Origin of the sequence: Campylobacter magnus (genome assembly GCF_028649595.1) — a bacterium.
In the GTDB taxonomy this organism is placed as follows: domain Bacteria; phylum Campylobacterota; class Campylobacteria; order Campylobacterales; family Campylobacteraceae; genus Campylobacter; species Campylobacter magnus.
Genome location: NZ_JAQSLK010000006.1, coordinates 16051 through 30270 on the forward strand (window position 1 = coordinate 16051; position 14220 = coordinate 30270).

The 14220-nt window shown below is 36.6% G+C and carries 17 protein-coding genes and 5 tRNA genes; 6 read left to right on the top strand and 16 right to left on the bottom strand.

The annotated features are described in order from the left end of the window. Window positions 1-202: 202 nt before the first annotated feature. The 5 genes from tet(O) to PTQ34_RS07240 are packed head-to-tail and all read left to right on the top strand — an operon-like array spanning window position 203 to window position 3809. Window positions 203-2122, top strand: coding sequence for a tetracycline resistance ribosomal protection protein Tet(O) (gene tet(O) / locus PTQ34_RS07220; protein ID WP_273932892.1), 1920 nt, complete (start codon window positions 203-205; stop codon window positions 2120-2122). A 54-nt stretch (window positions 2123-2176) separates the two neighbouring features. Next, window positions 2177-2296 carry a cysteine-rich KTR domain-containing protein gene (locus tag PTQ34_RS07225; RefSeq protein ID WP_449727698.1) on the top strand — a complete coding sequence of 40 codons (120 nt, stop codon included), beginning with the start codon at window positions 2177-2179 and terminating at the stop codon, window positions 2294-2296. 28 nt (window positions 2297-2324) lie between these two features. Beyond that, window positions 2325-2771 (top strand): hypothetical protein, encoded by a 447-nt coding sequence (locus PTQ34_RS07230; protein WP_273932893.1) that lies wholly within the window; start codon window positions 2325-2327, stop codon window positions 2769-2771. Continuing rightward, window positions 2764-3084, top strand: coding sequence for a plasmid mobilization protein (locus PTQ34_RS07235; protein WP_035407126.1), 321 nt, complete (start codon window positions 2764-2766; stop codon window positions 3082-3084). The genes PTQ34_RS07230 and PTQ34_RS07235 overlap by 8 nt, the downstream gene beginning before the upstream one ends. Next, a complete protein-coding gene (locus PTQ34_RS07240) occupies window positions 3045-3809 on the top strand; it encodes a relaxase/mobilization nuclease domain-containing protein (RefSeq protein WP_273932895.1) in 765 nt (254 codons plus the stop codon). The genes PTQ34_RS07235 and PTQ34_RS07240 overlap by 40 nt, the downstream gene beginning before the upstream one ends. Window positions 3810-3905: 96 nt before the next feature. Here the strand turns inward: PTQ34_RS07240 and PTQ34_RS07245 are convergent, their stop codons facing one another. From PTQ34_RS07245 to PTQ34_RS07315, 15 genes are all read right to left on the bottom strand, one after another. Further along, window positions 3906-4217, bottom strand: a complete 312-nt coding sequence (locus PTQ34_RS07245) for a type II toxin-antitoxin system PemK/MazF family toxin (RefSeq protein WP_273932896.1) — start codon at window positions 4215-4217, stop codon at window positions 3906-3908. Next, complete coding sequence (locus tag PTQ34_RS07250; protein ID WP_273932898.1) at window positions 4217-4462, bottom strand: AbrB/MazE/SpoVT family DNA-binding domain-containing protein; 246 nt, start codon at window positions 4460-4462, stop codon at window positions 4217-4219. Before PTQ34_RS07250 ends, PTQ34_RS07245 begins: the two co-directional genes overlap by 1 nt. Before the next feature lie 52 nt (window positions 4463-4514). Beyond that, complete coding sequence (locus tag PTQ34_RS07255; RefSeq protein ID WP_273932899.1) at window positions 4515-5069, bottom strand: YagK/YfjJ domain-containing protein; 555 nt, start codon at window positions 5067-5069, stop codon at window positions 4515-4517. 202 nt (window positions 5070-5271) lie between these two features. After that, window positions 5272-5574 carry a hypothetical protein gene (locus PTQ34_RS07260; protein WP_273932900.1) on the bottom strand — a complete coding sequence of 101 codons (303 nt, stop codon included), beginning with the start codon at window positions 5572-5574 and terminating at the stop codon, window positions 5272-5274. A gap of 8 nt (window positions 5575-5582) precedes the next feature. Further along, window positions 5583-6329, bottom strand: coding sequence for a Rad52/Rad22 family DNA repair protein (locus tag PTQ34_RS07265; protein ID WP_273932901.1), 747 nt, complete (start codon window positions 6327-6329; stop codon window positions 5583-5585). Window positions 6330-6338: 9 nt separating this feature from the next. Then, window positions 6339-6917, bottom strand: coding sequence for a siphovirus Gp157 family protein (locus PTQ34_RS07270; protein ID WP_273932902.1), 579 nt, complete (start codon window positions 6915-6917; stop codon window positions 6339-6341). 9 nt (window positions 6918-6926) lie between these two features. Next, the gene (locus tag PTQ34_RS07275; protein ID WP_273932903.1) at window positions 6927-7727 is read right to left on the bottom strand and encodes a DUF932 domain-containing protein; all 801 of its coding nucleotides are present in this window, start codon (window positions 7725-7727) and stop codon (window positions 6927-6929) included. Between the two features lie 78 nt (window positions 7728-7805). Then, the gene (locus PTQ34_RS07280; RefSeq protein WP_273932904.1) at window positions 7806-7955 is read right to left on the bottom strand and encodes a hypothetical protein; all 150 of its coding nucleotides are present in this window, start codon (window positions 7953-7955) and stop codon (window positions 7806-7808) included. Window positions 7956-8213: 258 nt separating this feature from the next. After that, a complete protein-coding gene (locus PTQ34_RS07285) occupies window positions 8214-8429 on the bottom strand; it encodes a DNA-binding protein (protein ID WP_273932905.1) in 216 nt (71 codons plus the stop codon). A gap of 389 nt (window positions 8430-8818) precedes the next feature. After that, window positions 8819-10729 (bottom strand): hypothetical protein, encoded by a 1911-nt coding sequence (locus PTQ34_RS07290; protein WP_273932906.1) that lies wholly within the window; start codon window positions 10727-10729, stop codon window positions 8819-8821. Window positions 10730-10865: 136 nt separating this feature from the next. Further along, window positions 10866-10950 (bottom strand) — tRNA-Leu (locus PTQ34_RS07295). A 35-nt stretch (window positions 10951-10985) separates the two neighbouring features. Further along, window positions 10986-11062: transfer RNA gene (locus PTQ34_RS07300), tRNA-Arg, on the bottom strand. Between the two features lie 28 nt (window positions 11063-11090). Beyond that, window positions 11091-11167, bottom strand: a tRNA-Arg gene (locus PTQ34_RS07305). A gap of 5 nt (window positions 11168-11172) precedes the next feature. Beyond that, window positions 11173-11249: transfer RNA gene (locus PTQ34_RS07310), tRNA-His, on the bottom strand. Window positions 11250-11251: 2 nt separating this feature from the next. Next, window positions 11252-11329 (bottom strand) — tRNA-Pro (locus tag PTQ34_RS07315). A gap of 188 nt (window positions 11330-11517) precedes the next feature. On the opposite strand from PTQ34_RS07315, the gene PTQ34_RS07320 reads away from it, so the two are divergent. Further along, complete coding sequence (locus PTQ34_RS07320; protein ID WP_273932907.1) at window positions 11518-12168, top strand: hypothetical protein; 651 nt, start codon at window positions 11518-11520, stop codon at window positions 12166-12168. A 1308-nt stretch (window positions 12169-13476) separates the two neighbouring features. Here PTQ34_RS07320 and PTQ34_RS07325 read toward each other — a convergent pair. Beyond that, window positions 13477-14217, bottom strand: a complete 741-nt coding sequence (locus PTQ34_RS07325) for a M48 family metallopeptidase (protein ID WP_273932908.1) — start codon at window positions 14215-14217, stop codon at window positions 13477-13479. Window positions 14218-14220 lie beyond the last annotated feature (3 nt).

Here is a 14220-nt window from a genome sequence, read left to right on the forward strand (position 1 = left end):
CGTTTCACTTTTAATATGGGGCTTAGTTTTTTGTACCCAGTTTAAGAATACTTTTATCATGTGATTTTATATGCCCGAAAACATATAAGTGTTTTGGGGCTATTGGAGTTATTTACCCAGTGATAGGAGTATTTATCACTGGGTATTTTTATGCCCTTTTTTGGGTGTTGATAGGTAAATAACTCCATAGGAGGAAAATCACATGAAAATAATTAACTTAGGCATTCTGGCTCACGTTGACGCAGGAAAGACAACATTAACGGAAAGTTTATTGTATACCAGTGGTGCAATTGCAGAACTAGGGAGCGTAGATGAAGGCACAACAAGGACAGATACAATGAATTTGGAGCGTCAAAGGGGAATCACTATCCAGACAGCAGTGACATCTTTTCAGTGGGAGGATGTAAAAGTCAACATTATAGATACGCCAGGCCATATGGATTTTTTGGCGGAAGTATACCGTTCTTTATCCGTATTAGACGGAGCAGTATTATTAGTTTCTGCAAAGGATGGCATACAGGCACAGACCCGTATACTGTTTCATGCACTACAGATAATGAAGATTCCGACAATTTTTTTCATCAATAAAATTGACCAAGAGGGGATTGATTTGCCAATGGTATATCGGGAAATGAAAGCAAAGCTTTCTTCGGAAATTATAGTGAAGCAAAAGGTTGGGCAGCATCCCCATATAAATGTAACGGACAATGACGATATGGAACAGTGGGATGCGGTAATTATGGGAAACGATGAACTATTAGAGAAATATATGTCAGGGAAACCGTTTAAAATGTCAGAACTGGAACAGGAAGAAAACAGGAGATTCCAAAACGGAACGTTATTTCCCGTTTATCACGGAAGCGCTAAAAACAATCTGGGGATTCGGCAGCTTATAGAAGTAATTGCCAGTAAATTTTATTCATCAACGCCTGAAGGTCAATCTGAACTATGCGGGCAGGTTTTTAAGATTGAATATTCAGAGAAAAGGCGGCGTTTTGTTTATGTGCGTATATATAGCGGAACATTGCATTTGAGGGATGTTATTAGAATATCTGAAAAAGAGAAAATAAAAATCACAGAGATGTATGTTCCGACAAACGGTGAATTATATTCATCCGATACAGCCTGCTCTGGTGATATTGTAATTTTACCAAATGATGTTTTGCAGCTAAACAGTATTTTGGGGAACGAAATACTGTTGCCGCAGAGAAAATTTATTGAAAATCCTCTCCCTATGCTCCAAACAACGATTGCAGTAAAGAAATCTGAACAGCGGGAAATATTGCTTGAGGCACTTAAAGAAATTTCAGATGGCGACCCTCTTTTAAAATATTATGTGGATACTACAACGCATGAGATTATACTTTCTTTTTTGGGGAATGTGCAGATGGAAGTCATTTGTGCCATCCTTGAGGAAAAATATCATGTGGAGGCAGAAATAAAAGAGCCTACTGTTATATATATGGAAAGACCGCTTAGAAAAGCAGAATATACCATCCACATAGAAGTCCCGCCAAATCCTTTCTGGGCTTCTGTCGGGTTGTCCATAGAGCCGCTCCCTATTGGAAGCGGAGTGCAGTATGAAAGCAGAGTTTCACTTGGATATTTAAATCAATCGTTCCAAAATGCGGTTATGGAGGGGGTTCTTTATGGCTGCGAGCAGGGGCTGTATGGATGGAAAGTGACAGACTGTAAAATCTGTTTTGAATATGGATTGTATTATAGTCCTGTAAGTACCCCCGCAGACTTTCGGCTGCTTTCCCCTATCGTATTGGAGCAGGCTTTAAAAAAAGCAGGGACAGAACTATTAGAGCCATATCTCCACTTTGAAATTTATGCACCGCAGGAATATCTCTCACGGGCGTATCATGATGCTCCAAGGTATTGTGCAGATATTGTAAGTACTCAGATAAAGAATGACGAGGTCATTCTGAAAGGAGAAATCCCTGCTAGATGTATTCAAGAATACAGGAACGATTTAACTAATTTCACAAATGGGCAGGGAGTCTGCTTGACAGAGTTAAAAGGATACCAGCCAGCTATTGGTAAATTTATTTGCCAACCCCGCCGCCCGAATAGCCGTATAGATAAGGTTCGGCATATGTTCCACAAGTTAGCTTAACAGCTTGCAAAAGTCATATAAAATGAGATTTGAAAGGATTAGAGACTAATTATGATGAAATGCGAATGGATATTGTGTCCTGTTTGTGGGAGCAAAACCCGTAATAAAATTAGGAAGGACACTGTTTTGGAGAATTATCCCCTTTATTGTCCAAAATGCAGGAATGTTTGCTGACCAATGGTTTGACCGATGTTGGTTTGGTATGTTTCCAGAAGATACCTTGCTAAGAGACTTGTTATTCCGTGGATATAACCCAGAGGATTATCTAAATGCATTAGATATCTTGGAATCAGCAGTTGAAGATAAGAAGAAAGCAGCGGAACACCCAGAGGATTATGACGAGGAAGAAATATCTTACATCGATGATGATATCGAGACTTGGGAAGAAAAACTGAAAGACATGAGAGCCGACTGGAAACCAGAGAAAGAGCCGAACATGGACGAAGAACTTGAAATAATCAAGAAGTGGGTTAAGGAAAGAAGAAACTTAATGGACGGAAAACCTGATACAGAAAGACTTTCAAAACGCCTATACTCACATTTATGTCAGTATAGTCCTCTAAAGGAGTTACTAATGAGTGTGCACATTAGTGGAGAGGTTTTCACGAAAGAAATTAAATTTGCGTTGGAGGAATTGCTCAATGAATAGGACAAGACCGAAGCAGATAGTTATAAGGGTTTCAGAGGAAGAACTTGAAGCTATTAAGAAAAAGGTGGAGCAGTCTGGAAAGAGCCAACAGCAGTATATCATTGAAGCACTCACACAGAAGCAGGTTGTCAATTTGGACGGACTGAAAGAGATATACCCAGAACTGAAAAGGCAGGGGAACAACCTCAACCAGATAGCGAAGAAGCTCAATGAAAATGGCTATGTAGACTATAAGCAGGAGCTACCAAACACCATGAAAGAAGTGAGAGAAGTATGGCAGTTATTAAAGCAGTATCTTCAAAAGCAGGGATAGGGCAAGCCCTTGATTATGTGACAAAAGAGGAAAAGACAGAGGAGAAGCTTGTCAGCGGTCTGCATTGTGAAGCTGATACAGTAAAGGACGAAATGCAAGCCACTAAGGAGCTATGGGGCAAGACTGGGGGCAGAACCTACAAGCACTTTGTTCAGAGCTACCATGAGGACGAGCATATCACACCAGAGCAAGCCCATAAGAACGCTATCGAGCTTGCTAAGAATACAGAAGCATGGAAAGGGCATGAGGTGCTTATTGCAACCCATATAGACCGAGGACACATTCACTCTCATTTTATCGTGAACAGCGTGAATTATGAGGACGGACATAAGCTACAATGGAGCAATCAAGACCTCAAAGACCTTAAAGAAAGGTGCAACGAGCAGAGCAGAGAGCAAGGGCTTCACGTACCGGAAAAGGGCAAGACGTTCTCCGGAGAAGAGAGAGAGGAAACAGTTGCATGGAACAAGGACACATATAACATCTTGAAGCAAGCAGAGCAGGGGAAAGTAAAGAGTTATGTGCAGGATATAGCCCTTGCGGTTCTGGACTGTAAAGAAACCGCCACCAGTCGGCAGGACTTTATAGAACGCATGGAGCAGAGGGGCTATAAGACCGACTGGCAGGACAACCACAAGTATATTACCTGGACTGATTTAGCCAGGGAAAACGCAGGGGAAAAGGCTTGTAAAATTAAGATATACGTTGTCGCTAATGAAGCTTGACATAAAGGCAACAATGCTTAATTTTGATGTTATTAAGTAGTAATATAGCCTGGGTGGAGAATTCCATCCAAGCTATATTACTAAATACTTAGTTCATTAAGCAAACATTGTTTTAAGTATTTGCTTTACTTTTGCGGTGTTTTTAGCATCTAAATTAGTTATTTTTTCTACAAATCTTTCTGTGCTAACACATCTTATTTGGTCGCAAAGAATTCTAGCTTTTTTATCAAGCAGCGTAAAATCTACTCTATAAGGTGCTTCAAAGCCTTTTGAAGTAATTGGTGCTATGATTCTTGTATTAAGATAATTTAGTTCATTTGGCGAGATTATAAGGCAAGGTCTGCGCTTTTTTATCTCAGCACCTATTGTTGGATCGAGGCTTACCCACCATATCTCATAGCTTTTCATCACCACTCCCAGCTATCAGTGTCTACCGCACTAAAATCATCGCAAAGATTTTTTTCTTTACTAGCCTTTTGGCGAAGCTCTGGTGTATCCCAGCTAGAAATTTTGTTATTATTTATAGGCTTTATCAAAAGACCATTTTTTAGTACTTCCAACTCTACCTTATCAAAGCCAAAATGTTCTAATATATTTTTTGGAATTCTAATCCCTCTAGATGAGCCAATTTGAACGACATTTGCTGTTATCATTTTTTATCCTTTTTTATAATTATAAAATAATTACTATTAAAAAGAAATAAAGCTACTTTTTTATCATACTACACCTAAACTCTCTAATTTTCTTATCCGAACCATCACTATTGTTTATGCTTTGCTCATCTTTACATAGATAACCAAGCACATTTTCTTTTAGCGCCTCTACATCATCTACATTGCTGCGCTCTATTACACCTAGGCAGTTTTTATCATATTTTTTTGTGTTACAATTATGATAAATACCATCGCCTTTTGTTATTACTTCTTGCCAGTATTTACCTATCTGCTCTGCTTTATATTTGTGGTTTTTTACTTCATGCCCTTTAAATGTAAATAATGCGTGTGCGTGGTAATTGTCATTATCTCCCTTTTCAAGCTTTATTACATAGCCTATTTGATCTTTAAATATACTAGGCTTTGAGCGTGCATTTAGCCTTAGCTTATTTAAATCGATATTTATCCTTTGGGCTGAACTCTTACCTTCTCGATAAGATAAATCAACCCTAACAACTGCTACCCTAGAATCAGTTTCAAAAGCAGAATCTATAACAGTGCAGGCTGAGTCATATCTCCTTTGTTCTTTTCTATTATCTTTTTTCATGATCGATCCTTTGTGTTTATATAATAATCTTACCTTTATGCCAAAATAGAGAATTCTAGAATTCCCTAGAGTTTTTAAACTATAAGGCTAGGTGATTATGAGATTTTAAATCTCTCATTTATATACACGCTTATGACAAAAAGAAAAAACAAGATACATTTAGAGACTCTAAGCGAGCCTCTAAATAATGCTGATTGCTCTGCTAGCTAGCACAAACTCGCTCTTTGTAGTCTGCAAAGCCATCTGTGTTAAAGAGATTATAAGTCATATCAAAGAGATAGAGATTGTAAATCTTATCTAGCATTTCATTATCTATCTCAGTGATGCCACCTAGCTCCTCATAGCACACTAAGGATTTGAAATAAGACTTATAAGGCGCATTTTTAATCACAGCATAAAGTAGCTTTGTAATTGCTCTTTGCTCAAATGCTGTCATCTGCTGAGTTTTTAGATTTTCATAGCTAGCTACTTCTTTTAGAGCTTTTATATATTTTGCTGCTGACATATTTGCTCCTATGCTGCGTTACTTAGTTGCTTATACCACTGCTTAGTTTTGCTATCCCAGCGAAAGCCTAAAGCTTTTATGGTATCTTTTTTGGCAAAGATATTATTACCCTTTACTAGCAAAAAGCCGTTTTGTTCTACTACATCAAGCCCCATATTTCTTAGACTTTGGATATCGCCCATTACTTGATCGTTTGGTGCTTGGTTAGGTATTTGGCTAGGCATCGCCTGATTTGGTGCTTGGTTTGGTATAGCTTGGTTTTGCCCAAAGCCAGCATTTTGATTGGCTGGCGCATTTGGCATATTGCTTGGAGTATTTTGCGCTACGCTCTTGCTCTTATCATAAAGAGAGTTACCAAACTGATTACCAAAGCTTCTTAGGCTTCGTTTTAAAGCGTCCGTTACAGCTTCTTTGGCTGAGTTTTCATGCGCATCAGCCAGATTTCTTGCTACACCTGTGCCAAAGCCTACATCTTGACGAGAAATCATAGTGCTATGATCTATACCATATACATCTACTTTTACGATAGCTTTGTAGCAAATTACTACATTTTGATTGCTATTTACTTCCTGGCTTACTTGTTCTAGCGATGAGATAGTATAAGCCCAGCCGCCAAAGCCAAATATATTATTTGCTGTATCTATAATATCAAAGCCTTCTAGGTAAGAAAGCTTTATATTTGCCTTATCACGCACCTTGATTCTATCTTTGCTAAGCTCACTTTGCAAGGCTTTCATCTGCTTATCGTTAAACATTTTAGCCTCCTATGCAACTTGTTCTAAGATTTCATCGGTTTGCTCTAAGGCTTTTACACTACGCTTTTTATTTACTTTGATTTTAGCAGGCACTATGCTATAAGTAGTGCTTACTTCTACAAAGTCTTTTAGCTCATCAGCCTTACCAGCATTTATATCAGCTTTAAGAGCATCCATATCAATGCTAAACTTCACATAGCCAAGATCCATTAAAGCATTTTCATCTAGAATTCTTATCTCATCTTTTGGCTTAGTGCTTTCTTTGCTAAGCGTTAGAGATGAGATAATATTACCATCTATTCTATCAATGCCATTTTCTATGAAAATCTCAGCAGTTAGCTCTTTTGCCATTTCTAGGGCAGTGCTTAGATTTTTCTTTAGCTCTTGAAGTTCGCTGATATCCCCGCTAAGAGTATCTATTTTGCTTTTAATCTCACTTAGAGAAAGCCCTAGATAATCGCACTTTTGAAAATAAGTTGTGTTAGTATCTTCTAAAACTGCTTTTAGATAGTCTTTGAAGTAGTTTGTGGGCTTGTTTTCGCCCAGAGCTTCTATTTGATTTTGAAGCTTGTAGTTTAGTAGTTTCATTTTTGCTCCTTATGCTGCTTGGCTTTGTTTGATTTTGGCAATGTTTTCTGCCATTTGCCAAAGGCTTTTATTTATTTGCGCATCGCTTGAGATAGATTTGATTTCTTTGCTAGTAAATCTACGACCTGTGATTTTATTTATACCGCTTAGATTACCACGAATTAAATGCTCTTGGATAGTATTAAATACAGTGTAGAGGTCGTTTTTATCATCGCTAATCCTGTGTGGTTCTAGCAAGTCTTTGTAATTTACTTGCAAGTGCTTTTCAAACCTTAGCGGGATTGAAGCTCTAGCAAAGCTTTCTTTTTCACTCTCATTTAGCATAGTATTTTCAAAGAGTGTGATTTTATCCATGATTTTCTCTTTGGCTTTTACTATGTTATCAACTGCATTTTTAACTTCGTTTTCTTTATCGCCTATGTGCTTAATATCGTAAGATTCAAAGACACTATCAGCGACAACTAAGCCATTAGCACAAACAAATCTATAAATACCTGCGCTTATGCTAAACTTCTTACTTCTATCGTGTGAGTTAAATAGAAGTAGTTCTAATACATTTTGCCCAGGATTTAAAAAATCATCAAGCTGTCTAAAGCGAACACAGTGTTGTTGAAAACCCTCTTTGGCTTCGTCGCGAACACTTGATTCACTCGCGCTTACTGGATACCAGCCATAGCTACGGATCTCATCAACTACTGAGATTGTAGAGATGAAATGGTATTTATCACTTGCTTCAAAGCAAGGCTCAGCTGTAAATAAAGATGGTGCTAGTTTTTCTAGCTCTTGGTTAGTTAATGGTTGTATTATCATTTTTACTCCTTATCTTGTGGTATGTTGTCTTTGATTGCGCCCATTATCGCAATTAAGATTGAAAGAACTGCTGTCATTTTATGCTCCTAGATTGTATGGTTTAAAACTTGGATTGTTGAATGGGCGAAGTAGCCCAAAACCTTTAAGCTTACGCTGGATGCCTATGAGATTTGAAATAGCTTTAAAATTCATATCTATCCCTCTTTTTGCTACCAAAAAGCCACTCAATTAGTCTTTGAAACCAAGACTTTTTGTAATATCGTGGAATTTTCATTTTTACTCCTTGAAGTAGTTTATTTTTACAATGCTAACACCTTGCTAGCATTGCTCGTTTTTATAATATGTGGTTGAAAAAAATTGGAAATCAAAAAGCACTATCCACTTATAGCCCTGTGCTATAAGTGGAGAAAATTTTACATCTTTGTTAGTGCTATTAGAAAGTATAGTAATTTTATAAGTATTAGATTTTTTGTTCAGATCAGAGGGTTATTTTAGAGCTGGTAAGGTATTCTTTTTTAAGAATAAAATCAGCACAGATCTGCTGATAAAATTCTTAGTGCCTACCTTAACCACTTCAATTTCTCTATTGTAAATTAACTTTTTTAGCATGTCAGATTTGATTAAACCCATGTCGTCAATTTCTTTTATGCTAAATAAAATTCCTTTTGGAAGTAGCTCGTCGTAGTTAGCAAAAATTTCCATTTCAAAATCCTAAAATTGTATTTTGTCATGGATAAGGGTAGCTGAAAATTTTTTATATAGCAGATGGTTTATTTCTTATATCTCGTATAAAATATTTTTTAGTAAATATAAGAAAAAAATTAAAATCTTAATATAATATTAATATAATTTTAATAAAAAAAGTAATTTTAATAAAATATATAAATTAAATAATTTTAGTTTTTTAGAATATTAGAATGCTGATATCGATATAAAAAAGTATTTTAAATACATTTTAGAAGTTTCCTATATTAAACTTAAAATAATAGCAATAAAAAATTTGATACATGCTCATGAATTATACTATAAGTTTGTTTCTATAAAAATATATGTATTATAGAAACATTATGGATACTTAATTTAGAATGCGATTAATTAGTGGTGTTATTTGTACCAAATAGGAAATATTTTATCCCACCTGAACCATTTTTAATATTAGATTTATGAAAAAATTCTTCATCATATTTTCTTAATTTAGCCATTAACCCTTTTGGATTATTGGATATTATAGTATCTGGATATAATGCATCAAAACATTTAATAAGATTCTTTTGTTTTATCCATTTTTTATCGTTAAAATCTTTTTCTAGTTCTATGTAGAGATCTTGTTTTAAGCCTTTAATAGGATGAAAATACAAAAAATCACCATTGATAATAGCTTTAGCAAAGCTTTCTATTCTATTTTGAGTAAGCAATAAAGTATTTTTTTTGCCTTCATCTTTATGGGGCAATACAAAAATTGCTGCAGAATTATTTACTTCATATGAACCCAAAAATAAAGAAAAATTTATTATATCCTCTCTTAAAAGATTAGAGACAATTCTTCTATCAAAATTAACCATTATTCCATCGTTAGATTTTGGATTAAAAGTTTTCATTTCTCCAATATTTGCTGGAGTATAAAATACAGCATAGTTATCTTCTTGCATTAAATCCATTAAGTACTCATTTTCTGCTAGAATTAATTTTATAGTTCTACTCATATTGCAGCTAATTCCATTTGTATCAACATACTGATCTAAACATAACAATTTTTTTAACAAAGTTCTAGTCTTAATATTTTCTATACTCTTTAAGCTTATATTTTTAAAAACATAGCATATTTTATTGTGTAATTTTGAAGCAATATCTTTTGATTTCAAAAAATCATCATCTATTTCCAAACAATAAGAATCTCCAAAAATCTCTTTTATTATATGTGTGTAAAAAAACTCTTTTCCAGATTGTTTAGAGCCTATTAAAAAGAAAGTTTTATCTCTACTGACTCCAAGATATAGAGTTTTTATCCATTCCATAATATAATAAAATTTACTAATATTATAACTAGAAATATAAAATAAATATTGTGCTATATGTGAAAGGTAAGAATAGTCGGTGTATTTAAACATAATATCATTTTCAAAACTTCTTTTATTATAAACAAAATGACTCTTGGGCACAAAAGTATTAATGTAGAACATATTTTTTCTATCTTGTCTTACATCTTGGATAAATTCTTCCTTTTTATCTGGTGCAAAAAATTCTCCAACTACTAATGGTAAATCTGATGTGTATAATTTTAGATTGGCAATCTCTTCATTTTTTCCTTGTGGATCTATTTTTACCGACATTTGTAATATATTGCTTAGTAATAATTCAAGTTTTTGTGTGGTTGTTGAAAATACCTTATTACACGAATACGCTTTATAACAAATATTGCCTTCCAAATCCATCCAAATAGAGATATCATTACTATACATCTCTTTAAAGAAATCTTTAGAGCGGGATTCTTCTTCACTTTTAGTTTTCATCATATTATTGAAATCAAATACAACAATATTTTTAGCAGTTGATTCGTATGTTCTAAAGTCATCTTTACGTTTATAATAATGCCCATAAAAATGCGTATTGTCTTCTAATATTAAAATTGGATCATTTTTGCGCTGACACTCCAGCCATTCTTTCTTTTCTTTTTCTTCTTTTTCTCTTTTTTCTCGCTCCCTTTTTTCATCTTCAAGCCTAGCCTCAGCCCTTGCTCTATGCCAATTAGCAATAGTAGTTGTTGGAATTTCTATTGTATTGTTTTTTATTATTTCGGCACTCTTTTCCTCTTGTTTTAACTCAGTTTGTTCTTGTTTAAACTCATCTTGCTCTTGCTTAACAAAAGTTTGCTTTTGATTTATTGCTTCTCCTTGTTGACTACCTGCTACATAATTTATAAATCGTTTAAAGATATTTATTTTGTTTTCCGTTATATTATTACCATCTAGTGTAGAGTTTTCGTTTATATCTTTATTTTCCATTTTCTAATCTTCTTTCTTAGAACTATAAGTTTAAGACAACTTAATAAAAAAGTCGTACCCAAAGTCGTACCCAAACCAAAAATTTGCTATTTTTTAAAGTTTTCTTAAAGTGCTTGAAAGTATGATTTTAAGGGGATGGTGCGGACGAGAGGACTTGAACCTCCACAGCTTGCGCCACTAGATCCTAAGTCTAGCGTGTCTGCCAATTTCACCACGTCCGCATAACAATAACAAGGAATTCCAGAATTCCCAAAAGTGGTACGCCCAAGAGGATTCGAACCTCTGGCCTACGGCTTAGAAGGCCGTTGCTCTATCCAGCTGAGCTATGAGCGCATAGAAAAAGCCTGTCCAAGACGCTAAATGGTGCGTCAGGCAGGAGTCGAACCCGCAACCTACAGATCCGAAGTCTGTCGCTCTATCCAGTTGAGCTACTAACGCATAGATGGGGTGAGTAGTGGGAATCGAACCCACGACCCTCAGGACCACAATCTGATGCTCTAACCGACTGAGCTACACTCACCATGGTCGGGGCGAAAGGATTCGAACCTTCGGCCCTCTGGTCCCAAACCAGATGCGCTAACCAGACTGCGCTACGCCCCGTTTATACGAGTGTCGCTTCTATCAAATGTCTTCTGTCTTTCAAAAAGAACTGGAATTATACAAGAGCTATTATTAAATTTCGCTTAAAAAATAAAAGTTTTTTACCAAAAAACTTATATTTTTTGCTGTATTTTAAAAAATCTTAAAAAAATACTAAATTATTTAATATTTCTACCGATCTGCCACGCATGAGTGATATCACAATCGGCGGGTCAATCTACAATGTTTCTGTACCCCTAAAAAGCAAGTTAACCACGCTAAAACAACGCCAGCAAGAAGCCAGCGCACAGCTTGCCTCACAAGGGTTTGGGGCTACTGATGCCAAAACTCAGGCGATAATAGAGCAGCTAAATGCGCAAATCAAGGTGCTTGAAAAGCAGCTTAGCGTCGTAAATCAGCACATCAGGCAGGTCATGGGCATGAAAGATGATAGCAAAGATGAGTTTGATGTAAGCAATGGCGATATGCTAAACGCAAAGCTTGCTAGCGACGAGCTTGATCGTGGGCGAGGCGAGCTTGGCAGTGTGCTAGCAAGCAGCGCTACAAATAATGCTAGTATAAAAATAGAAAGCCTTAGCGCAAGTAGCGTAGATACTAGCGTGGGCGAGGCAGATGCTAGCGCAGATACTAGCAGTGCTGGCGGGGGATTTAGCTTTAATGCTGCTGCTAGCAAGCTTGCCGGGCTTGTTAGCCTTGATCCAGCAAATCTACCTGATAACACAAAAGAGCAAAAACTTCAAAAGCTAACCGCCCAAAAAACGATGATAGAAAATCAAATCAGCGAAATAGAAAGTAAAATAAACTCTTTGCTAAGTGGCGGACTAAACGCTTTAGCTTAGGAATTCTAGAATTCCTAAGCTAAAATCTAGAATTCCTAGTGTTTTTGGTTTTTCTTTTTTCTTGGGGGTGCGGGGGTTTTCTTTTTTGGCTAAAATCTAGAATTCCTAAGTCTAATTCTAGAATTTTCTAGCGGAATTTCTTAGGAATTCTAGAATTCCTAATGAAAAAAATCTAGAATTTCATATATTTTTGCCCTGTTGTGATTTGTGTGTGTGGTTTATAGTGTCGCATTTTGTCGGTGGTGCTTGCGGTGCTGTGTTTTGTGAGTGGTTGCTCTCTAGCTCTCAAAGATTACAAAGTAAAATATCGTAAATAATATTTATACTCTTTTGGGGAATTTAAAAATTGCTTAAGTTTTTGGTTTTCTTTTTTTTTGGGGTGCGGGGGTATTTTTAGCCCTAGGAATTCTAAAATTCCTAGGATAAAAATTTAGAATTCCTAGCTTCGGTCGCTTTGCTCCCTCGCAATGACGCAGGGAATTCTAAATTTTAGTGGGGTTTTAAGGGTGGTGTCCTAAAGGTTTAGAGCGTAGCCCTTATAAAAAGCAGCGGGGCAAACCCCACTAAAGCGAGCAAAAATTTAGAATTTCTAAAATAAATTTAGAATTCCCTAAGCCTTGTGTCATTCCCCGACCCCTTCGGGGGGGGGGGATCTCATCACAAAATAAGGATCCCCCAAAGGGGCTAGGGGATAACATAGTAGGGAATTTAGAATTCCTAGCTTCGGTCGCTTTGCTCTCTCGCAATGACGCAGGGAATTCTAAAATTCTTTGTGATGAGATCCCCCGATCAAGTCGGGGGATGACAAAAAACGTAAGTCAGGGATGACACAAGGCTTAGGGAATTCTAGAATTTTCGTCATTGCGAGCGAAGCGAAGCAATCTCTAGGAATTCTAAATTCATCCTTAGAAATTCTAAATTTATCCTTAGGAATTCTAGATTTTATCTAGGAATTCTAAAATTTTTGCTCGCTTTTAGGCTAGATAAATCTAGCTCGCAAATTTTATAAGGGCTGCGTCCTAAACCCTTAGGGGATGTCGCCCCTAAAACCTCGCTAAAATTTAGAATTCTCTTGCTTTATCTGCGTTTCTGGGGGTGCGGGGGTATTTTTATTAGGAATTCTAGTTTAGGGAATTCTAGTTTAAGGAATTCTAGTTTAAGGAATTTTAGATTAAGGAATTCTCTTTGGGAATTTTAGTTTAGGGAATTCTCTTTGGGAATTCTAGTTTAAGAATTCTAGTTTAAGGAATTCTAGAATTCCTAGGTAAAATACCCCCTGACCCCCAAAACTAGAATTCCTAAAAAAATCTACTGTGCTAAAATCTCTTTTATCTGTTTTATGCGTTTTTCATCGCTTGGGTGAGTGGAGAAAAAATCATTTCCGCTGCTTTTGTTTGCGCTCATTTTTTGCCAAAAGCTAAGCGCATAGCGTGGGTCGTATCCAGCTTTTATCATAAGCTGGACGCCGTATTTATCTGCCTCTAGCTCGTGGCTGCGGCTGTATGGTAGCATGACAAGGGCGTTTGAGCCTATGCTAAAGGCGTTATTTGCGATATTTGCGTATTTTGGGGCGGCTGCTTGCATGATGATGGCTAGCACGAGCCCTGTGCTAGAGCGCACGCTATTCATCGAGCTACGCTCTGCGCCGTGGCGTAGCAGTGCGTGAGCAGTCTCGTGGCCTAGCACGGTGGCTAGCTCGTCGTCGTTTGAGATTATCTGCATTAGCCCTGTGTAGACAAAGACCTTGCCGCCTGGCAGGCAAAAGGCGTTTTTGCTCTTATCATTTATGAGATAAAACTCCCATTTAAACTCTGGCTTACCAGCAGCGAGTGAGATTTTTTTGCCTACTCTATAGAGTATGGCAAGCATGGCTGGGTCGTGGCTGATATTTGCTTTTTTTAGTATTTCATCTCTTGCTTGCTCGCCGATGCGAAGTTCTTCGCTCTCATTCATTAGCATGACTTGGCTTCTGCCAGTTTGCGTAGTGCTCACACAGCCGCCAAAGCCCAAAATAACAGCAAAAAGTAAAATAATTTTAAACACCTTCATGCT